Source organism: Xylella taiwanensis (assembly GCF_013177435.1).
Classification (GTDB): domain Bacteria; phylum Pseudomonadota; class Gammaproteobacteria; order Xanthomonadales; family Xanthomonadaceae; genus Xylella; species Xylella taiwanensis.
On sequence record NZ_CP053627.1, the window covers coordinates 1,152,935 to 1,174,492 of the forward strand.

The following is a 21,558-nucleotide window of genomic DNA, read 5'->3' on the forward strand; positions in this document are numbered from 1 at the left end:
CCGTCAGTGTAGTGTTCGCGGCACACTGAGTACGAATGGGGCAATTGTGGCGGTGAATTCGGTACCGTCATCGGCCATCATGTCGTAATGTCCTTGCATCTGGCCCTGTTCGGTTCCCAACACTACCCCAGAGGTGTAGCGAAATTCTTCGCCTGGACGCAGTCGCGGTTGTTCTCCGATGACTCCCTCGCCAGTGACGTACTCGACCTTACCGTTGGCGTCGGTAATCTGCCAGTGGCGTGCGATCAGTCGTGCAGCGATATGCCCAGTGTTGTAGATCCGGATGGTGTAGGCGAAGACATAGCGGCCTTCATTACGGTTAGATTGGTTGTCGAGGAAGCGGGACGAGACAACCACCTCGATCTGAGAACTGGGATTGTTTTGCATGTGTGCAGTGTAAGCAAAGTGGCGTATGAATGCCGTTCAAATGTCCTTGGCATTGGCGAGCGCGATGAATTCCGTCACTTCCAGTTGTTCGGCACGTGCGTCAGCGCGTATCCCGGCATTTTCGAAGTGGGCTGGTGTGCATACACCGGCAAGGGCGTTACGCAGTGTCTTGCGACGTTGACCGAATGCCGCACGCACGATGTCGGTGAAACGCTTTGTATCAGCGATACGGATTTTGGCTGGATCACGTGGCACTAGTTTGGTTATCGCCGAATCCACCTTCGGTGGTGGTTGGAAGGCGTCAGGTGGTACCACGAACATTGTAGTCACCTCGCACCAAGCTTGTAGCATGACACTGAGCCGACCGTAGATCTTGCTACCTGGAGGGGCCGCCATGCGGTCCACTACTTCTTTCTGCAACATGAAGTGCATGTCGGCGATGATTGCAGCATGTTGTAGTACGTGGAAAAGGATCGGTGAGGAGATGTTGTAGGGAAGGTTGCCGATCAGCCGCAGCTTGTTATTTCCTTGTTTGGCCAGAATGGAGAAGTCCACAGTGAGCACGTCGCGGTGGATGATGGTCAATTTGCCTAGTGGTGCAGCAGCAGCGGTCAGCGGAGTGATCAGGTCGCGATCCAACTCAATTGCGGTCAGAGAGCCGTAGCGTTTCAGCAGTGGCAGGGTGATCGCGCCCTGGCCGGGGCCAATTTCGACCATGTGGTCGTTTGGTTGAGGATCGATGGCATGCACGATGCGGTCGATGTAGTAACGGTCAACAAGGAAGTGTTGGCCCAACGCTTTTTTCGCTGGTGCATTGAACAGTCGAGATTCCATACCAGTGGATTCTAGTTGATTGAGGTGTCTGGGTAGCAGCGGTGCTAGTTGTGTGCTGGGAGGTGCTGTGTGACTGATTGTCTGGCTCGTCTTGTGGCATTGGTGTCCAAGAAGCGAGCTTTGCTGATCGTATATTTCAACGAAAGTACTCAATGAGATGCACCAGATGAATCAAGTCCATATGGAAATAAACTACCTACCTTGGTGAACACTGTATGTTAAGAGAGATATCGAACGAAGTTCATTTGTTAAGAAAAAGCTCATTTAAGGTTTCCCTGCAGGAGCCAGTGAACGCATCAGTGAGGTATCCAATGAACCCTTATACAGTCGTAAAAAAGACTAGCAATGCTTACATTGAGCAACTCACTCAATCACACCTATCGCATGCATGTGCCAGATTGGGATGTCTTCATTAATTTGGATGGGGACGTGAGGTTGCATCACAGTGGAATCGGTGACATCACGATTGTTCTTATCGATGTTTGCATTGGGTGTTCAGTAAGTTGATGTCTGTCTGAGATCTATTCCTCTGCTGCATGTTCTTGACGTATTAACGCCAGAGTAACTTCCGCTTTATTAGCGGCGCTATATGCCAATCTCAGGGACACAGAACGGGTAATGTTGTATGCGTTGAATGCAGGACAGTGACGACGAGTGGTCGGTACATCAGTGCAGTGAGCTGCGTCTGCTGGGTTGATGCTGCGGGTATACGATGGATCTATGACTTTCCTGTCAGCAAGAAGCGGTTGGCTATGTTGGTTTTTTGGGTGGTGCTGGCCTGCAACGTACTGACAGTTTGATCGAACACGTAGACAGAGGCTTCTGGAGATTAGAAGTGCCTAAGTACTCCTTGGAGATGGAGATTGTTAGCTAGAATCGATGATGTTATTGCCTCCAGTGTGAAGTGCCTACTAATTCGGTAGCAGGCTCAGGTGCCAGTGAAACACAAGCTCCCCCGGCAAGTTCGATGGCGATGTATGAGGCCGCATTTGTTTTGTGCTATGTCGCATCTCGAAAGGGATCAAGCAGACATAGGGATCGAAAACATTAGATCTAAGTGAAAGTCTTGTTGTCCTGGTGTGTCGGTCTGCCGACGTACAGCGAGTATGAGTCTAGTTGTTTGCTGTAGGCATGCAGGAAAAAGTGAGATCAGCCAGCTACCACAAATGGCCAAGTGTTGGTGATTGTGCAGAATAGGTGAGCGGTTTGTTCAGCATCGTAGACCGCGCTGTGTGCGTCAGCTGCGTTCCAATCCAAGCCGGCGGCTTGTACTGCACGTGCTAATACAGTTTGGCCGTAGGCGATGCCTGCTAGAGTCACAGTGTCAAATACGCTGAAATGATGGAACGGATTTCGTTTGTGTGTGGTTCGCGCGACTGCTGCGTTGAGGAAGTTGAGATCAAAATGGGCATTGTGTCCTACCAAGATTGCGCGCTGGCATCTGTATTTCTTCATTGTTGCGCGCACTGGTGCGAATATGTGTTCCAGCGCGAGCTTTTCTTCCTTGGCGAAGAGAAAAGGATGGTCGAGTATGATGCCAGTGACCTCCAGTGATTTTGGATCGATGTCGGTACCAGGTGCGGGAATCACATGGGTACTGGTGATTTCGCCAGGGTAGAGTCTTCCAGTGTCGTCCATCTCAATGGGGACACAGGCGATTTCTAGCAGAGCGTGGTGGTTCCAGTTAAAGCCACCTGTTTCAACGTCGACCACTACGGGCAGATAGCCGCGGAAGCGCTGGGACATTGGCGGATGGGTGGATGGTGTGATGGATTGGTTCATCACGGTAGCCTAACAGGACAGCATTCGATCAGGTTGAAGTGCCCGGTTGTGCGGAGAGATATAACCTATGGGAATGAGACTTGCTATACATATTAGTTAGTAAGCCGTTGGGCGAATTGGTTGCGCTGCTAATGGGCTCACGATCAGCACGAAACATCTAGTTCATAAGAGCCAATTGTATTTGTGGTGTCTAGGCCACTTGTTCGAACTTTTCTTATTTTGAATTTGATCTTTCAATGTAAAACTCAATCGAGGTTTGCGTCGCTGGTGTTATCGCGCTTTTCCCGCGGTGGGAGCATCTGTTCGCCGTTGAGAAGAAATAAGACGTTCTCTGCGATATTGGTAGCGTGGTCACCGATGCGCTCCAGGTTCTTGGCCATGAACAGTAGATGTATGCATGGGGTGATGTTGCGAGTGTCTTCCATCATGTAAGTGAGTAGCTCTCGGAATAACGCCGTGTATTGAGCGTCCAGACGGGCATCATTCTCGCGCACCTTCATTGCGATCTGTTCATCCTTCTTGCTGTAGGACAGCAGTGCATTCCGTACTGCTTGCGCAGCAAACTGGCCAAGGGCGCATAGGCTGACGGTCTGGGGTAGAGGTGGCATGGTGTTGAGTGCGATCGAGCGCTTGGCTACATTGGCAGCGTAGTCGCCGATACGTTCAATGTCAGCGGGGATACGTAGGCCGACGAGGATTTCTCGTAGGTCGCGGGCCATTGGCCCGCGTAGGGCCAAGCGCATCACGTCGTGACTGATTGAGTGTTCGAGTGTGTCGATCGCTTCATCGTTCATGACGATTCGATCTGCGGCCTTATCGTCTCGACGTTCGACGACGTCCAATGCAGCTTCAAGTTGTGCGACTGCGATTTCACCCATGTGTACAATTTCGGTGACCAGGCTGTTCAATTCGTCGTCGTAGCTCTTCACGATATGGTAGTTATACAAAGCATTCATAGTGTGCGTTGTGTGGGTTCAGCCAAATCGACCGGTGATGTAATCTTCGGTCTGCTGTTTAGATGGCTGTGAAAAGATAGTTTCGGTACTGTCGTGTTCGATCAGGTCGCCTAGATACATGAAGCCAGTGTAGTCGGATACGCGTGCGGCTTGTTGCATGTTGTGAGTGACGATCACGATGGTGTATTTGGTTTTTAGTTCCTCAATGAGTTGTTCGATGCGACTGGTCGAGATTGGATCCAGCGCCGAAGTCGGTTCATCAAGCAGCAGTACCGAAGGTGTTAACGCCACTGCGCGTGCGATGCACAGACGTTGCTGTTGGCCTCCGGACAGGCCCAGTGCGTTTTGATTCAACTTATCTTTGACTTCATCCCATAGCGCACTCTGGCGCAGCGCCTGTTCGACGCGGTCATGCATTTCGCTTTTGGAGAGCACTTCATGATGGCGGATGCCGTAGGCAACATTCTCGTAGATTGTCATGGGGAATGGCACAGGTTTTTGGAATACCATGCCCACCTTGCTGCGCAGTCGGTTTATCGAATACTTCGGCGATAAGATATTTTCGCCGTCTAAGAACACCTCACCGCGCGCCTCTAGTTTGGGATATAGCGCATAGATCCGGTTGAAGATGCGTAGCAGCGTTGATTTGCCACAGCCCGATGGTCCGATCAGTGCGGTTACGCGCTTTTCAGGGATTTCTAAATTAATTTGCTTCAGTGCTTGGGACGTGCCGTAGTAGAAGTCGAGGTTGCGTGTAGCAATTTTGACTGGAGGTGTCGTCGGTGACGTATTGGCAGATGCTGGGACAGCAATGCGTTGCATCGGCAATGCGTTGTGGAGTTCGTTCATGAAAGGTGCCCGAGAAAGATTCATTCGTTGGATATCTTGTTGCGCAGCAATAGTGCACGTGCGCCCAGGCTAACTAGCAGAACGAACAGAGTGAGTACCAATGCACCAGCCCACGCCAGCACTTGCCAAGACTGATATGGGCTGCCGGCGAATTGGTTCATCACCACAGGCACGGAGGCCATGGGCTGGAAGATATTGCTGTTCCAGTATTGGTTGCCAAATGCTGTAAAGAGTAGCGGTGCAGTTTCGCCGCTGATACGCGCCAGTGCTAGAAGAATACCAGTGACGATGCCGGCCGAGGCGCTGCGGTATAACACCTGCATGATCATCTTCCACTGTGGGATGCCTAGTGATAGTGCTGCCTCACGCATTTGCCCTGGGACCAAGCGCAGCATCTCGTCAGTGGTGCGTACTACTATCGGAAGTACGATGAAAACCAGTGACAGGGTGCCAGCAAACGCGGAGAATTGCCCACCGGTGTGCATCACGTAGAGAGTGTAGACAAACAGGCCGAGCACGATTGATGGTGCTGAGAGTAAGACATCGTTTACGAAGCGCACCACGGTGCCTGTCTTGGATGCGTTGCCATATTCGGCCAGCCAAGTGCCGGCGGCGATGCCCAGAGGTGTGCCGATCACGATTGCAAGGATGCACATGAGTGCGCTGCCGAAGAACGCGTTAGCCAAGCCGCCTTCCTGCATGGGTGGCGGTGTTATTTGGGTGAATAGATCTAGACCTATCCCCGCTAGCCCCTTGGTGACGAGAGTCCACAAAATCCAACTAAGGAAGCAAAGACCGAACAGTGCAGTGATACAAGACATCACGATGGCGGCAGTGTTGATCAATCGGCGGCGGTTGTACAGACGTTGTGATACTGCGGACATCAGTTGCCCTCCTTGCGTGATAGCCGCATTAACATGATGCGAGTGACCATCAGTACTGCGAAGGTAACGATAAACAGTACGAAGCCGAGTAGTAACAATGCCGAGCGGTAGGTTTCTGTGGCTTCGCCGAAGTCGTTGGCAATCAGCGCAGCGATCGTGGTTCCTGGTGTCAGTAACGAGGGCGACAAACGTACGCTATTGCCGATCACGAAAGTCACCGCCATGGTTTCGCCCAGTGCACGGCCTAGGCCGAGGAAGATGCCGCCGATCACTGCTGATCGGGTGTAGGGAAGCACAATGTTCCAACTCACCTCCCACTTGGTTGAACCCAGTGCGTATGCCGATTCTTTCAGTCGAGTCGGGACAGTCAGGAACACCTCACGCATCATTGAGGAGATGAATGGAATCACCATGATTGCTAACACGAAGCCAGCAGTCAGTGTGCCGATTCCCAGCGGCGGTCCTTGAAACAGCACGCCGATCAGCGGCAGAGTACCGAGGTGATCATTGAGGAACGGAGTGATGTGGTTGGTCATCACAGGCACTAGCGCAAACAGGCCCCACATGCCATAGATGATGGATGGGATACCGGCCAGCAACTCAATTGCAGTGCCAACTGGTCTGCGCAGCCAGCGTGGTGCGACTTCGGTTAGGAAAAAAGCGATACCAAAGCTCACGGGCACCGCTATTAACATCGCAATCAGTGCGGTCACAATGGTGCCGTAGATCGGCGCTAGCGCACCGTATCTATTTTCTACGGGGTTCCATTCTGTGCTGTAGAAGAAGTTGATGCCTTGCAGTTGCAGTACGTGGCGTCCTCCCCACAGCATTGATAGGGCTGCACTCACTAAAGCGATCAAAACGAAGGCGACAGTGGCAGACAGTGCGAGCTTAAAGAAATAGTCGGCTCGTCCATCGCGCAGATCACGCCCGCCAAGAGTAGAGATCTCCTTGGGAATGAGGGTGGAAGTCATTCTGATGGGCTCGTTATCTGTGGCTTGGATGGATTGGATGTGCCATATGCCTTTACGCTGGAAGGACAATGTACTAAGTAGGATTTTTGCCGTGTGTGTATGTGTGACACATCACTTGAATTCTGCAGCCCAGTAAGCTTCGATTTGCCTCACCAAATGTGGCGGCAACGGCACATAGTGCAATTCGTTTGCTTGTTTCTGGCCATTTTCAAAGGCCCACTTGAAGAAGTCCAGCGTGGCTTTTCGGTGTGCTGCATCCTTCGTTTGTTTGTGTATCAATATGAAGTTGGTTGCTGTGATCGGCCAAGATTTTTCCCCTGTGGCGTTGGTGATCACTAGGTTGAAATCTTTTGCGTTCACCCAGTCTGCGTTGGATGCAGCTGCTGCAAAGCTTTCCGCATTCGGTTGCACCCACTGACCAGCGGCGTTCTGTAGTGCTGTGTACGGCATTTTGTTCTGAAGCGCGTAAGCGAGCTCAACGTAGCCGATGGAGCCTTTGATTTGTTGTACATATGAGGCTACACCCTCGTTGCCTTTGCCACCGATCCCTCCGGGCCACTGTAGTGAAGTGCCTTCACCAACTTTCTTTTTCCATTCTGGGCTGACTTTGGATAGATAGTTGCTGAAATTGTAAGTAGTGCCAGAGCCATCGGAGCGATGCACGATGTTGATTTTGGTGTCAGGAAGAGTTAATCCGGGGTTTGCGGCGACAATCGCTGTGTCGTTCCACTTGCTGATCTTGCCTAGGAAAATATCTGCAAGCAGGGTGCCGGTCAGACGTAATTTGCCAGGTTCGATGTTGTCTAGGTTCACAATCGGTACTACGCCACCGATTGCTGATGGAAACTGCCCTAGTCCGGCTTGGGCCAGTTCGTTACTGTCCAGTGGTTTGTCGGAAGAACCAAAATCAATTGTTCCGCCTTTGATTTGGGCAATACCACCGCCTGAGCCGATCGACTGATAGTTGATCTTATTTCCGGTGGCGGCATTGTAGTCCGCTGACCATTGTGAGATCAGTGGATAGATGAAGGAGGCACCGGCGCCTGAAATCTTTACGCTCTTGGTTTGCTGGGCGGAGGGCGCCGTCGTACTGGTCTCATCCTGTCTGATACCTGTTGGCTGATTGTCGTTGGAGAGTTTGCAGGCGCTGGTTGCCAGGGCGATGCCCAAAAATAGGGCAGTGAAACTAGCAAAATGTACTTTCATGAAAACTCCAATAGTGCCCATTAAAGAGCCAGCAGATATCTATATGAAAAGATGTTTTTATTGCAAATCAATGACATTGTGTAGGTTGTGACGTGAGGCAAAAACGAGCTTTACAGAATCTCAAGGGAGGCAGATGCAAAGAAAGACTGTTATGGAAAACATGTTTGTGGGAGTGACTGCTTTCCAAAATCACCATTATGAATACATGATTTCGGAGCTTCTTATTCGCGATGTAGTTGAAATTTCTTTTTTATCCTTACTGCATTTATAGCAACATTGAGTGTTTCTCTTAAAACATTGATGGCCTCAACACTCATGTCAGGCTGAACTCCAGAGACGAAAAAGGTAAACAGACATCCTGAGGTCCATTCGTGAAAACTGTGGATCGCAGGTGCCAGTACGCGCATGATTGATGAGCCTGATGTAGAGTCGCTCGACTATCCGGGTGAAGTAGTGGCTCGAGGTTGGCGGAGTGGTTCACGCTATGGCGGGTTGTGGGCGTGTACTGTTGGAGTGGTTAGCGGACAGTACCATCTCGGCCAGAGAGTGTGCCATTTCACGCTCGGCCACCACAGTAGCATCGGCGCCGTGTTCGAGCAGGTGCTTGACCTCGCCGTCGTTGTGTGCTCTCGCGAGTAGGGTTAGCTCTGGATTCAATGCACGCAGCTTTGCCAGTACCTCACCAGCCTCCAGTGGTTGAGGGATTGCCAGCACTGCGATCTTCGCTCGTTCCGGATGTGCTTCTGCCAATACCCGGTCGGCGGCGGCACTGCCACGGATCGCAGGGATGCCTGTCGCGTGTGCTTTAAGGACGTGTTCGCCGTTGTCGTCGATCACCAGTACCGGTACATGTCTGCTTTGCAGCAGTTGTGCCAACATGCTGCCAACCCGTCCATAGCCAATGACGATGGCATGGTCATACAAGTCTGGGTTGGGGCCCGGCGGTAGCTCAGGTTCAGCCAGAGTCGGTTCGTCGGCTGTTTGTTGTGCTTGCCAGCGGTCTAGCCAGGAGAATAAGAACGGATTGGCGATGATCGATAACAATGCGCCGGCCAGAATCAGGTCGCGTCCGGTCTCCGGTAGGATTGCCAACTGTATTCCAAGCCCGGCCAGAATGAATGAGAACTCGCCGATTTGCGCCAAACTGGTAGAAATGGTCAGTGCGGTGCTGGTTGGATGGCCGAATGCGCGTACGATCAAGAAAGCCGCGGCCGATTTGCCGATAGTGATGGTTAGAAAAGTGGCAAGCACCTGCCAGGGATGTTCGATCAGGATTGCTGGATTAAACAGCATGCCGACTGCGACAAAGAACAGCACTGCGAATGCGTCGCGCAATGGCAGTGAATCGGTCGCTGCGGCGTGGCTTGTTTCCGAGCCTTTGAGGACCATCCCGGCGAAGAAGGCACCTAATGCAAACGATACGCCGAACAGTTTTGCCGAGCCGAACGCCACACCAAGCGCAATACCAAGCACAGCCAGAGTGAACAATTCGCGTGAGCCGGTTGCGGCCACTTTCTCCAGCGACCATGGGATCACTCGACGCCCGACCACCAGCATGACCGCAACGAAGCCAGCCATCTTCAGTAATGTCCAGCCGAGTGTGGTGAGCATCGTTCCAGTCTCGCCTGCAACAGATTCGTTGCCGCTGAGTGCTTGTGCCAGTGCTGGTAACAGCACCAGTGCCAGTACCATCACTAAGTCCTCAACAATTAACCAGCCCACCGCGATACGCCCGCGCTGAGTGTCGATCAGTCGGCGTTCCTCAAGTGCACGTAGCAGCACCACGGTGCTGGCAACCGACAATGCCAAGCCGAACACCATACCTTGCACCAGTGGCCAGCCCATGGTCCAAGCCAAGCCCCAGCCAAGCACGGTGGCTGCTGCGATCTGTACCAGCGCGCCCGGGATTGCAATTGCTTTAACTTCGAGCAAGTCTTCCAGGGAGAAGTGCAATCCCACACCGAACATCAGCAGCATCACGCCCAGTTCAGACAACTGGTTGGCAATTTGTTGGTCAGCGACAAAGCCGGGTGTAAATGGACCGACACAGATACCAGCAACGAGATAGCCGACCAGTGGCGAGAGTTTCAGACGTTGGGCCAGTGTGCCGAGTACGAAAGCCAAGCTGAGGCCGACGGCGATGATGTCGATGAGGCTGGTGTCGTGGTGCATTCTGTACCTTGTATGTGGAGCGTCCTTGACATATCAGTAGGCCCAACCGATGCACTTTCCTGGAGTATTGGCGAAAGGCATGAGGGGTTGCTGATATGGCGAAGATGTTGAGCCAAGTCCATTCGAGGACGGTTAATGTCCCAAATAGTATACGTCGGAGATCGCAATTGGCTTAATTATGTCTTCTAATCAAGACATGGTGATGTATGATGATAGGCGGTGTTAGGGCCTGGTACCATGATTGCAAGCCATCCGCAATCAGAGTGAAGCAGAAGAAGGCGATGCACATGACATCGGGCTTTTCGCATCTGGAGTAGATGTGGCGATAGCCCTTGAGCCTTTCGGAACAGCTGCTCGACCTCATCACAGTCCTTGTGCATTTGCGGTCGTATTTATCAAGGCTCGCTGTGCGTGTGTAGCCATGGCACGGCGGGCTGTCGGGTCTGGTGGCATGCGTAGGTGCGTTCCATGAGTACGTGCCGGGCGATTCGGCAGCTCGAACTGCTTGAGCAACTGATGACCTTTCAGTGCATCGTGTGCTTGTCCAAGCGTTAGAAGTTAAGTGAAAGTGCACATATAGTTCAGCTGCGAGGAGATGGCGCTTGCTGTTCCACCCATCACGGGAAGTGTTAACAGGGCCTGGTGGCTCACATCATTCCGAATGCATACTCAATGTTCCTGGACCGATGCATGGCACCGGTCCAGGGACTGGATTCACCACTTGTAGCTGATGTTGGCGTAGGCGAATGCTCCGTTGAAGCCAAAAGGTGAAGAACGGTTATAGGGTAAGTAGCTGCGTGTCCCTTGCGCGACGAGATCGCGGTCTGGATAGGTGTTGGTGACGTTGTCCGCGCCTATCGTGAAATTCCAGTGCTGCAACCTGTAGGACGCCGCAAGATCCAGCGTCCACTTTGGAGCGAAAGTTTGTTGCACAGGAGCAGTGGTTGGTGTGTTGTAGACAGTGAATTCACCCCAGCGGGTGCCTGTAGCGGTGAACAACCAGTTGCCTATGCTCCAGATTCCACTGAGAAACGCCTTGTCGCGCGGTGTGCCCTGGGTGATGCGGGTCAGTTCAGCTTGGCTGATGCGTATGGCACTTGAGTCGATCGCTGTTAACCCCGTCGGGTTGTCGGCTACGTGGGTGACCTCGGTTTTGTTGTAGTTATAACCGAGTGTGATGTCTATGGTGCTGTTACTCAGCGTCCAATGGTAGCTGCCGACTGCATCCGCCCCAGTCGTCTTGGTGTCGACCGCGTTGGTGAAATAGCGGCCGCCACCGATACCGGCATAACCGTTCGCTTGCAGATAAGTACGTACTGCGGTTGAAGTCAGGTTCTCGGAAAGTACGATACGGTCGTCGATATTGATGCGGTACGCATCGATCGTGAGATGCAGGTCATCGGCTGGTTGCAGCACTAAACCCATACTGTAGTTTTTGGATTTCTCTGCTTTCAACGGTTCGGCACCTAGGGCGATTGCGGCTGAGTTGTCGGTACGGAACGTCCCGATTTCATAAGGCACACCACCAATGAATTCTGTGGAGATCGACTGGAAAAACTGCTGTTGCAGCGATGGTGCACGGAAGCCGTTGGAAGTAGTAGCGCGTACTGCGACTTTGGGAGTGAAGGCGTAACGTAGTGACAGTTTGCCCGTAGTGGTGTTGCCGAAGTCGCTGTAATGTTCATAGCGCCCGGCGAGTCCAGCAGATAACTTTTCCGTCAAGTCCTGTTCCAGATCGATGTATAGCGAATGGCTGTTGCGGTCATAGTGACCGGCATCTGATGGCTTGAAGCCAGAAAATACTTGTGCTCCCGGCAGCAGCGTGCCGGCATTGGAACGCACTCCACCGTTAATGTAGGACACCTGATCTCCTGCAGATTCGCTGAAATTTTCACCACGCCATTCTGCGCCGAACGCCAAATTCAGCGGGTATGCCATCTTTCCCCAATCCAAAGACTTGCTGAAGTCGGCGTTGAGTACATGCTGCGTGATCTGTAGCGCGCCGGCGTAGAATTCGGTGGGGCTGGTCAGGCCCAGACTGTTGTTGAGGCTGTGTTTGACGTCGAAAGTCAGCTGATTGTTGCCATAGTTGTAGCTCAAGTCGATGTTGAGCCCCCATGCAGTCGAAGCTTTCAGTCCGCTCACCCAGGAGACGTCCTTGGTGACGTTGTAGATCTGTGGCAGAAAACCTTCGGGATAGATCTCCGGTCGGTTGCGTGGATCGTCAGCCCAACGGTAGTAGCCATTGGACAGTACCTCGCGGCGGCTTGCCATGCCGAATGAATAGAAGGTCACACCGTCTGTGGGGCTGTACTGGCCGTTGTACGAGAACGCCCCCTGATCGATCCTGGGGTCACCGTAGCGTTGCTTGATGATGCCGTTATAGGGCAGGGCGCGATTGGTTTGATCTTGGTGACCGTCTTGAGCAGCCAAGTGAATTTTTCCTGTGCCTGCGAAGCTCAATCCGGTGTCCCCCGATACCTCGTATTGTTTCCCATCATTGGCTTTGTATTGGCCGTAGTGACCAGTGATACTGCCACCTTTGCCGGCACCTTTGAGAACGACGTTGATGACACCGGCAATGGCGTCTGAGCCGTACTGTGCTGAGGCGCCATCCCGCAGCACTTCGATGCGTTCTACTGCAGCAATGGGGATGGTGTTGAGATCAGCAGGTGATGAACCTCGACCTTGGATCTCGTTGAGATTGACCATTGCAGTGGTGTGGTAGCGCTTGCCGTTTACCAGCACGAGTACTTGGTCTGGAGCCAAGCCACGCAGCTGTGCTGGGCGTACTGCATCGCTACCGTCGCTGATTGCTGGACGGGGAAAATTTAGCGATGGCACCGCGCGTGCCAGCGCAGTGGCCAGTTCTGTGGTGCCTGTGGCCTCAAGTGTTTGTGGGGAAATGATGTCAATCGGTGAGGATGATTCTGCGGCGGTACGGTCGCTGATGCGTGTACCAGTGACGATGAGCGTATCCAGAGTTTTGTTTGAAATGCTTTGTGCTTGTATTGGAAATACGGTGCAACTGAAGGCGGCCGTGATGGTAAACGCAAGGAAGCGGGACCTGTTTTTCATTTGGCAGTGACTCCGGCGGTGAGAGACATGAGAAGGAAAAAAGCGCCTTCCAGCCAGTTCTTAAGGAGTTCTGGAAATGTATGCGCTGCTAACGAGTAACTCGGATGATTGTTGAATGTCAAATTATTGTTAGTTTGTGATTGTGGTTCTCATTGTTTCTTGCTACTGAGCCTACATTTAATAAATCTGAATATTCAATTTAAGTAATTGATTTTTATGATTTTTAATGGCGTGCTCTATCATGTATTTCAGAACACCTGCGGGGCAGGCGCTATCAATCCAGAACTGAAAAAATTAAGAGGTGTTTGTGTCCTGAGGTGTCGATTAATGAGTTTCAAAAGAAGACTGTGTCTTTGAAGAGGGGTTGCAATGAGATGTGCAGATTGCCCTTCTGCTGATGGTCTTTAGGCGCATATCTTCATGAACACGTATGACAACCCCTTGTTTCTCGAGGTTGTACTGTGTCGTTACCACACCGACGTCTCCGGATGGGAGGTGTTACTGGTGCTTGGGTAATGTTCTGGTGTCTATACGTGTTTCTCATATTGAGGAGGTTCAGGTATGTGGGGACGAGTGTTACAGACACTGTCTCAAGAGGCCGCTTATATACACGATGCTCGATTCGACGCTCCTTCCCGTGGTGTCAAGGAAAAGAATGAGCGAATCGCAGATCGTCAGATATCGCTGTATGAGGCCAATATTCAGCCGGTTATCGATATCTTCGATTGCTTTTTTGGCTTTCACCTGACGTCTAAAACGGGTTCGTGATAGTGAGTAGGGTGCTCATGCGTTATTGCCAGATCGTGTGGGGAAAGACGTGATTGCTGATAGGGTCGACGATGTGGACAACAAGCCGATAAACACGTTGCTACGACAACCTTCCCAGGAATGTTGTGATTCCATTTAATACAACCGGCCATGCGTGACTGCGATCGACATATCTACAAGGCTTGATGTCCGAATCCGGTGTTTCACAGCTTGCTCGAGTCATAATTTATTGATCAATGTGACGACAGAATCGTTTGCACCTCCTTTCAGAGTGATCTGCCGGATGGCAACAATCGCAATCTCTCTTGGATACGGTTGCTGGGATTGGTGGAGATAAAGTGCATGTGCAAGGAGCAATGTGCCATGTACCATGTACTGTATCGGCTAGGGAAACTCATGGCTTGTACGGCAGTATGTCTTGTGTTTTATGCGGCCTTAAATCAGAAGATTCCAGAATAGGCATCATGCATTGCATCCATTACAGCTCATCCCCACGATCTGGAGATGGCGTGTGCCTGGTTGAGCTGTGTTTGCCTGTCTACTGGTATTTTCAAGGAGTGCATTGATGTCGATTCCTGCTGTTGTGGAGATCGAGATATGGTCGGATGTGATCTGTCCCTGGTGCTGGATCGGTAAACGGCGCTTGGAACGTGCCCTTGGACATTCGCCGATTTTTCCGCAAATCAGATTGCGCCACCGCGCATTCCGGTTAATGCCGGGACTGGTCCCGCTTCCGGTGATTGAAGTGCTGCAGCAGCGTTATGGTGGTTCGGCGGCACAGATTTTGGCAATGCAGGCACGTATTGAGGAGATTGCTGCTGCAGAGGGGTTGATCTATCGATTGGCTGATACCCAGGGCGGTGACACACTGCAGGCACATCGTTTGCTGTATTTGGCACACATGCAGGGATTACAGGATGTACTTCTGGAGCGCTTATGCAGGGCTTATTTCAGCCAAGGGGAGCCCGTGTTCGATGTCGAGACTTTGGTGCCTTTGGCGATTGAAGTTGGATTGGAGCGTGAGGTGGTTGTGGCATTGTTTGCCGGTCAGGATTTCATCGCTGAGATAGAGGATGATCAGCGCCGCTTGCAGCGTTACGGTGCCAGCGGAGTGCCGTTCTTCCTGATAGGCGGACATATTGCAGTGAATGGCGCGCAGCCAATAGAAGCGTTCTCGCATGCATTAGCTCAATTGATCACGGACTCTCCATCGGAACCGGCATCCTCATTGCAATGATGGTTGGAGGGCGATGCAATGCTTTAACAGGACGTGACGGCTTTTGGAAGAGGTATATCATTGCTGTGAAGCGGAGTTTCGAAACGGCGCTTACCAGCAGTAACCGATGCGTGCATAGACATAGGTGCCGTTGCAACCGAATGGTGCGTAGTTGCTGTAAGGCATCTGTCCGTAGATTGAATTGATTGGATTGACGGTTGTATCTGGATAAGCATTAAACAGATTATTTGTACCCAAAGTCAGGATCCAGTTCTTGTCTGGCCTGTAGCTGGCCGAGGTATCGACCACCCAGCGAGCACCGTAAGTTTGATCGTGTGAGGAGGACGTTGGGTTGCGCACAGTAAATGTGCCGTAGCGTGTCGCTGCTAGCATCAGATCCCAATGTGTCAGCTTCCAAGTACCGCTAAGGATCAGCTTATTTTTAGGGAAACTCTCTTCTAGCCGGCCTATCTCGTCACGTCCAAGGATGGTCTGAGTCGAACCGATGGCGGCTAGTACTGCCGACTGTGTCACTGCTTTGCGGATCTTGCTCTGGATGCCGCTGTAGCTTGCGGTCATCTCGAGGTGGCTGGCAGCGAACGGAATGGTGTAGGTACTGACCAGATCAATGCCACGGGTGCGCGTGTCGGCGGTGTTTGCGAAATAGCGAACACTGGTGACGTTGTTATTGCTTTGTTGTTGTAGTGCAGAAGTACGGACGCATCGTTGAGATTGGAGGAAAGCAGGATGCGGTGTTTGATGTCGATTTGGTAGGTGTTCAGTGTCAGGTAAAGACGTTCGATCGATTGGAGTACCAGACCCAGGCTATAGGACAATGAGGTTTCAGCCCGCAGGGGGGGGGGCTGCCCCCAGTACCTGGGCGACGCGATTATTTGTCGGGAACGTGCCTGACTCGTAGAAGTTGCCGTTGCTGTAGGTGCTGGTGACCGCTTGGTAGTGTTGCTGTGCCAGTGACGGTGCACGAAAGCCGTTGGCGATGGTGGCGCGTAGCGCCACTGTATCAGTCAATGCGTAGCGTGCTGAGAGCTTGCCTGATGTCTGATTGCCAAAGTCAGAGTAGTTTTCGAAGCGCCCGGCGATTTCTGCAGAGAGGTGCTCGCTAAGATCATCATCCAGTCCGGCATACAGTGCGTAACTATTACGGTTGGTATGCACTGTATTCAGTGGTGAGAAACCAGCAAATCCCTGTGCGCCGTCGGTGGTGCCGTTGTACGAGGCGGGAATGCCAGGGGACTGATTCCACTGCTCACGGTGGTACTAGGTACCGAAGGAGAGTGTGATTAGATCAGTGAAGCCCCAATCCAGCGATTTGGTGAAGTCGGTGTTGACGAGGTGTTGAATGTATTCCAGTGCGCCGTCGTAGAAGTCGCGCGGACTATCCACACCCAGGCTGTAGTTGATGCTGTTGGTAGTTTGGAAGCCGATATGATTGCTACCGTAGTTATAGCTCACGTCCCAGTTCAAGTCGTTCCTGGTGCTGCCCTTCAGTCCGGCGACCAGTGAGCGGTCTTTGGTGTCCTGCTCGATTTCAGGTACGTAACCATCCGGATATATCTGGGCCAGTAACATGCTTTGCCCGTTGTGGTTGCGTGAGCATTAGAACGCAAACGAGGTGATGTCACGGTTGCTCACAATGGCGTTGGCGTAGCCACTCAGATGCTCTCTGAAGCGGAACATACCATTGCCCGAAATGGCAGTGGCGTTTACACGTGGGTCGCCGTAGATGAATGCAGTGCGGCCGATGCTTGGATAGTTGCCGGTATTGGGTGCGCTACCCTGGTAGGGACCGGCACGATTAGTCTGGTTTTGTTGGCTGAGGCCAGGCTGCCGTCCTGGCTGGCACCTTTGAGTACGATGTTGATTACTCCGGCGATTGCATCTGAGCCGTATTGTGCTGAGGCACCATCACGCAGCACCTCTACGCGATCAATCGCTGTGATCGGAATCGCGTTCAGACCAGCTGCTGAAGTACCGCGCCCGATGGTGCCGTTGACGTTGATCTGCGCGGAGAGGTGGCGGCGTTTGTCGTTGACCAGCACCAGTGTTTGATCCGGGGCGAGTCCACGCATCTGTACCGGACGGATACCGGAGGTGCCATCTGTTAATGCTGGGTGCGGGAAGTTAAATGAGGGCAGGGTGCGGGACAGTGCGGTCCCCAGTTCCGAACTCCCGGTGGCGGCTAGGTCTGCAGCGCTGATAATGTCGATCGGCGATTGAGATTCGGCCGCAGTACGCTGAGTGACGTGGGTGCCGGTGACGATCACCGTGGCCAGTGTTGCAGGTGCCATGGTTTCCTGGCTGAAAGCAGGAGAGGCGATGAGGACGCTGGCTAAGATCGCCACCGCCAGAGATAGAAACGGGTTCATCGCAACCTTCAATATGATGTTGTACTTGGTGGTGGAACGACAGCGCTGCGGTCTTGAGCTGTGTTCCGAACCCAAAGCATCATAACGTTAAATAAAATGGCATCCCAGAATGGCTGTTTATCCGAGCTGTTTCTCTATCAAAGGAAAGCTGCATGATTTCTCTACGTCATTTCGCAATGCGCCGCGGTGGGCGGTTGTTGTTGTCCAATGTCGATGTCACCTTGCATGCGGGTAATCGTGTTGGCGTCGTTGGTCGCAATGGTGTTGGAAAGTCCAGTCTGTTTGCAGCGATCCGTGGTGAATTGGAAGCGGACAAGGGCAATGTCGAGTTACCAGGAAAACTACGTATTGCCAGTGTTGCGCAGGAAACCCCGTCGTTGCCGGATTCGGCTATCGATTTTGTACTCAGTGGCGACGATGTGGTTGCCACGGTGCTGCGTGTCGAGGCCGAGGCCAATGCACGCGAGGATTGGGAGGCGGTTGCCGCTGCGCATCAGCGGTTAGCCGAGATCGGTGGTTACGATGCCGAAGCGCGTGCAGGTAAGTTGCTGCATGGCTTGGGTTTCCCCGCGGAGACTCAGCAGCGTCCAGTCTCAACTTTCTCTGGTGGTTGGCGGGTGCGTTTGAACCTGGCACGTGCACTGATGATGCCGAGCGATCTGTTGTTGCTGGACGAACCAACCAACCATCTGGATATGGATGCCGTGCTCTGGCTGGAACAATGGTTGCTGAAGTACCCCGGTACGTTATTGCTGATCAGCCATGATCGTGAGTTCTTGGACAACGTTGCTACGCATGCTCTGCACTTACATGATGGCAACGCCAAGCTATACGTAGGTGGCTACACTGACTTCGAGCGTCAACGTGCCGAGCAGCTACGTCAGCAACAGATTGCTTTCGAGAAGGATCAAGCCGAGCGGGTTCACTTGCAGAGCTTCATCGACCGTTTTAAGGCGAAGGCATCGAAGGCTCGGCAGGCGCAGAGCCGGATTAAACGTCTAGAGAAGTTGGCTGGAACGGAGGCCGTGCGTGTGGAGCGTGAATTCCACATTACATTCGCGCCGCCAACCAAGCTGCCGCATTCGTTGATCACGTTACAGCAGGTGAATTGCGGTTATTCGCGATGCTCCTCGTCTGCCACCTTTGATCCTGCACCTGTCAGCATCAATACCGCTGGACATTCGCAGCATGCTGTGATTCTTCGCGGTGTTGACTTTGGTCTTGAGGCTGGGGATCGCATCGGTCTGCTCGGCCCCAATGGCGCTGGTAAATCGACGCTGGTCAAGACATTGGTGGGTGACCTGCCCCCCTTGGCTGGTGAGCGTATTGCTCATCCTGACCTGCGTATCGGCTATTTTGCACAACATACGGTCGAATCACTGTATGAGGGGCAGTCGCCGATTGATCATTTCCGTAGGCTTTCACCCGAGGTGTCGATCCAATCCTTGCGTGATTTTTTGGCCAAGTGGAATTTTCCTGGGGATCGCGCATTCGAGTCCGTGGATGGTTTTTCGGGCGGTGAGCGTGCGCGTCTGGCCTTGTCGTTGATTGCTTGGCGGCAGCCGAATGTGTTGTTGCTTGATGAGCCTACCAACCACCTGGATCTGGAGATGCGTGAGGCGCTGGCTGAAGCGCTGAGCGATTTCGATGGGGCGATCGTGATGGTCTCGCACGACCGTCACTTGATTGGCTTGGTGTGCGACACGTTTTGGCGTGTTGCTGATGGTGTGGTCGAGCCGTTTGCTGGTGATCTTGACGAATACGCCGCTTGGCTGCGGACACGTCCAGCCGCACGTGGGGTGCGTGCCAAGTTGACTGAAGTCAATCAGCCGCGGACCGCTGTGGCCGCCAAGTTGACTTCCTCTCAGGTCCCTGTGAAGAGGCCAGCCAACCCACAAAAGCTGGCCGCTGCGGAGAAGCATGTGGGTGAATTGGAGACGGTTTTGGCCGAATTGGACAGCAAACTTGCCGATCCGGCCAACTATGCTAATAGCGCAGTGATGATGCGTCTTGGTGATGAGCGCGAGCGTGCTGCCAGACAGTTGGCTGAAGCCGAGCAGGCTTGGTTGCTTTTGATGGATGGGGCCTGAGGCGATGTGCCAGGCTGAATTTAAAGGCAGGTTTTGCTTCGATCTAAGAGGGGGCTATCACTGCGGCTGTGGAGCAATACAGCAGGATTGAGTCCCCTGGATAGGGTATTGGGAGCTGGGCAGCATCGCATCGTTGAGCGTGTTCCTAGAGCTTATGGTGGTTACTAGGTTGCTGGTGGTTACTTAAGTGGATTTTTTCTGCTGTTGCGGTGGTGTTGACCTCTGATGAACAGATTCACCCTTGTTGTTGGTATGTTGCATGGTGTGTATGCCTGCATTTTCCAGAATTTTCTTAACCCGTTTGGGTCTTGATGACATTTGCAGGCTTTGAGAGACGGCTTGTTGTGCGAATACGTTAGGATGGTTGTTATGCGACGCGAACGGAGACTGGCGGGTAAGGCAGGTAGGTCATTTGAGTCTCATAGCGATCAAGCACTAGTGATTCTTCTAAAGTCTTACGACGGATAGTTTGAACAGGCTGTCCGTGGCGTAACGTGCTGATGGGATTGAATGCATCCCGAACGACTGAACGATTGCGGGTGTGTATCAGTAGGCAGCTGGCTGCTCAAAAACAGTCCACTGCAACGGTTTGTGTGTTCCTGATGTCGCTTGATGAAAGGCTACTTACTAGTGGTCGACGTTTCGTGTCAGTCGGTACGGTTGATCTTCACAGCAGTACAAACCCAAGAGATTTGGTGTGCCAAGGAAATGTTCGATCATCTGTCTGTCAACGCTGGCATTGCTGACAAGTATGATGATGTTCAATGTCTCGGTCACTGGGGTTGGATTTCATGCTGCCAAGGGTGTCATTCCAGAGCGTTTGCAGTGCGAGTTGGAATGCTGCAACAGTCGGGGTTGTATCGCGTGCGCAATATGATTCAATGCTGCTTGAAGCGTATCAAGCATTGTTTTTCGGGTTTCCGATGACATGTTTTATTTCGCTTTGCCTGTAGGGTTGGGTGATGCGTAAAAATATAAACACCACTTAATGTTTCGTGCACTTTCTTTATGGAAGTAACGATATATAGTGAGTCCCACGCATCATCACTGTTTACCTTGTATACATTGCTTGTAAATAAGGAGTTTATAGCGATTTGAGCGTGTTATTGCGTGGTGTATATCTGTGCTTGTGGTTGTTTTGAATTATGTGGAAAATCTCAGTTGGTGTGCTTGTGATCACGCTGTGCTGTGGATATGAGTTGAATTGTTCACGATCAGCTAGCATCACTCTTTGGATAAGTTGCCGCATCTCTCTTTTTCAGAGTATTGGGTTGCCAGATTTTTCAATTTATTAAGACGTATGAGGTATATAGCGATGTTCGACGTAGATGCAACGATCTCGTGTAAATGATTAATATCATGGCCGAGCCTAATGTCATTTAATGAATAACAGCTTGCAAGCCATGTTCTTTTACGGCGTCGTCGGCATTTATCGCTACCCACTAACTTAATTCGGTTGCAGTCGTATCAATGAGTCAATATCGTTTCTTTGTTTGGTTGTTGTACTGAGTATCAGTAAGCTGTTGTCATTTTCAGGGGCCTGTGGCTTAGCCTACACCACACAGTACGTGAGTCGGAGGATAGCCGAAGCCCCAACCTACCAATGCAGCTTTACTCTGGGACGCGGTGGCACGAGGGTATGCGATAGGATCAAGGTGTCTAACATGCTGAAATTTTTATTGCATTTGCATGAAGGTTTTCCATGATGGCTGCAGCCATCATAGAACCTAAAAAACTCCAATAGCGGTCTGTATTGGAGGCCTGGGTCGGAATCGAACCGGCGTACACGGATTTGCAATCCGCTGCATAACCACTCTGCCACCAGGCCGGGAACAGGATTGTATAGGAAATGTGCTTCTTGCGAATCGAAATACTGCAATATCTCTCAAGCGGAGATCTGGAGCGGGAAACGAGGCTCGAACTCGCGACCTCAACCTTGGCAAGGTTGCGCTCTACCAACTGAGCTATTCCCGCT

Annotated in this window: 11 protein-coding genes, 2 tRNA genes and 3 pseudogenes; 3 read left to right on the forward strand and 13 right to left on the reverse strand. The window is 52.1% G+C overall.

What is annotated here, in order from left to right; genetic code table 11:
- Positions 1–3: 3 nt before the first annotated feature.
- From apaG to PLS229_RS04940, 10 genes are all read right to left on the reverse strand, one after another.
- Positions 4–387, reverse strand: coding sequence for a Co2+/Mg2+ efflux protein ApaG (gene apaG / locus PLS229_RS04895; RefSeq protein WP_038270131.1), 384 nt, complete (start codon positions 385–387; stop codon positions 4–6).
- Between the two features lie 36 nt (positions 388–423).
- Positions 424–1,221 carry a 16S rRNA (adenine(1518)-N(6)/adenine(1519)-N(6))-dimethyltransferase RsmA gene (gene rsmA / locus PLS229_RS04900; protein WP_038270130.1) on the reverse strand — a complete coding sequence of 266 codons (798 nt, stop codon included), beginning with the start codon at positions 1,219–1,221 and terminating at the stop codon, positions 424–426.
- A 1,149-nt stretch (positions 1,222–2,370) separates the two neighbouring features.
- Entirely contained in the window at positions 2,371–3,003 is a 633-nt protein-coding gene (gene rnt / locus PLS229_RS04905; RefSeq protein WP_038270127.1) for a ribonuclease T, read from the reverse strand.
- 245 nt (positions 3,004–3,248) lie between these two features.
- A complete protein-coding gene (gene phoU, locus PLS229_RS04910; protein ID WP_038270125.1) occupies positions 3,249–3,959 on the reverse strand; it encodes a phosphate signaling complex protein PhoU in 711 nt (236 codons plus the stop codon).
- An 18-nt stretch (positions 3,960–3,977) separates the two neighbouring features.
- Positions 3,978–4,808 carry a phosphate ABC transporter ATP-binding protein PstB gene (gene pstB / locus PLS229_RS04915; protein WP_038270123.1) on the reverse strand — a complete coding sequence of 277 codons (831 nt, stop codon included), beginning with the start codon at positions 4,806–4,808 and terminating at the stop codon, positions 3,978–3,980.
- Positions 4,809–4,828: 20 nt separating this feature from the next.
- On the reverse strand, positions 4,829–5,692 hold the full coding sequence (gene pstA / locus PLS229_RS04920) for a phosphate ABC transporter permease PstA (protein WP_038270121.1): 864 nt from the start codon (positions 5,690–5,692) through the stop codon (positions 4,829–4,831).
- The gene (gene pstC / locus PLS229_RS04925) at positions 5,692–6,666 is read right to left on the reverse strand and encodes a phosphate ABC transporter permease subunit PstC (protein WP_038270116.1); all 975 of its coding nucleotides are present in this window, start codon (positions 6,664–6,666) and stop codon (positions 5,692–5,694) included. Before pstC ends, pstA begins: the two co-directional genes overlap by 1 nt.
- A 111-nt stretch (positions 6,667–6,777) precedes the next feature.
- Positions 6,778–7,872: a phosphate ABC transporter substrate-binding protein PstS gene (gene pstS / locus PLS229_RS04930; protein ID WP_038270114.1), complete on the reverse strand. Its 1,095-nt coding sequence runs from the start codon at positions 7,870–7,872 to the stop codon at positions 6,778–6,780.
- 477 nt (positions 7,873–8,349) lie between these two features.
- The gene (ybaL, locus tag PLS229_RS04935; protein WP_038270112.1) at positions 8,350–10,044 is read right to left on the reverse strand and encodes a YbaL family putative K(+) efflux transporter; all 1,695 of its coding nucleotides are present in this window, start codon (positions 10,042–10,044) and stop codon (positions 8,350–8,352) included.
- A 714-nt stretch (positions 10,045–10,758) separates the two neighbouring features.
- A complete protein-coding gene (locus tag PLS229_RS04940) occupies positions 10,759–13,122 on the reverse strand; it encodes a TonB-dependent receptor plug domain-containing protein (protein ID WP_038270110.1) in 2,364 nt (787 codons plus the stop codon).
- A gap of 1,333 nt (positions 13,123–14,455) precedes the next feature.
- Here PLS229_RS04940 and PLS229_RS04945 point away from each other — a divergent pair.
- On the forward strand, positions 14,456–15,127 hold the full coding sequence (locus PLS229_RS04945) for a DsbA family oxidoreductase (protein ID WP_038270092.1): 672 nt from the start codon (positions 14,456–14,458) through the stop codon (positions 15,125–15,127).
- Between the two features lie 90 nt (positions 15,128–15,217).
- Here the strand turns inward: PLS229_RS04945 and PLS229_RS04950 are convergent.
- A pseudogene (locus PLS229_RS04950) lies at positions 15,218–17,493 on the reverse strand (TonB-dependent receptor plug domain-containing protein).
- A gap of 152 nt (positions 17,494–17,645) precedes the next feature.
- On the opposite strand from PLS229_RS04950, the pseudogene PLS229_RS12705 reads away from it, so the two are divergent.
- Together PLS229_RS12705 and PLS229_RS12710 are read left to right on the forward strand one after the other, a co-directional pair.
- Positions 17,646–18,594, forward strand: a pseudogene (locus PLS229_RS12705) (ABC-F family ATP-binding cassette domain-containing protein); the annotation flags it as partial.
- Between the two features lie 89 nt (positions 18,595–18,683).
- Positions 18,684–19,583 (forward strand): annotated as a pseudogene (locus tag PLS229_RS12710) (ATP-binding cassette domain-containing protein); the annotation flags it as partial.
- A 1,754-nt stretch (positions 19,584–21,337) separates the two neighbouring features.
- Here the strand turns inward: PLS229_RS12710 and PLS229_RS04960 are convergent.
- Positions 21,338–21,411 (reverse strand) — tRNA-Cys (locus PLS229_RS04960).
- Positions 21,412–21,481: 70 nt separating this feature from the next.
- A tRNA-Gly gene (locus PLS229_RS04965) sits at positions 21,482–21,557 on the reverse strand.
- Position 21,558: the final 1 nt, after the last annotated feature.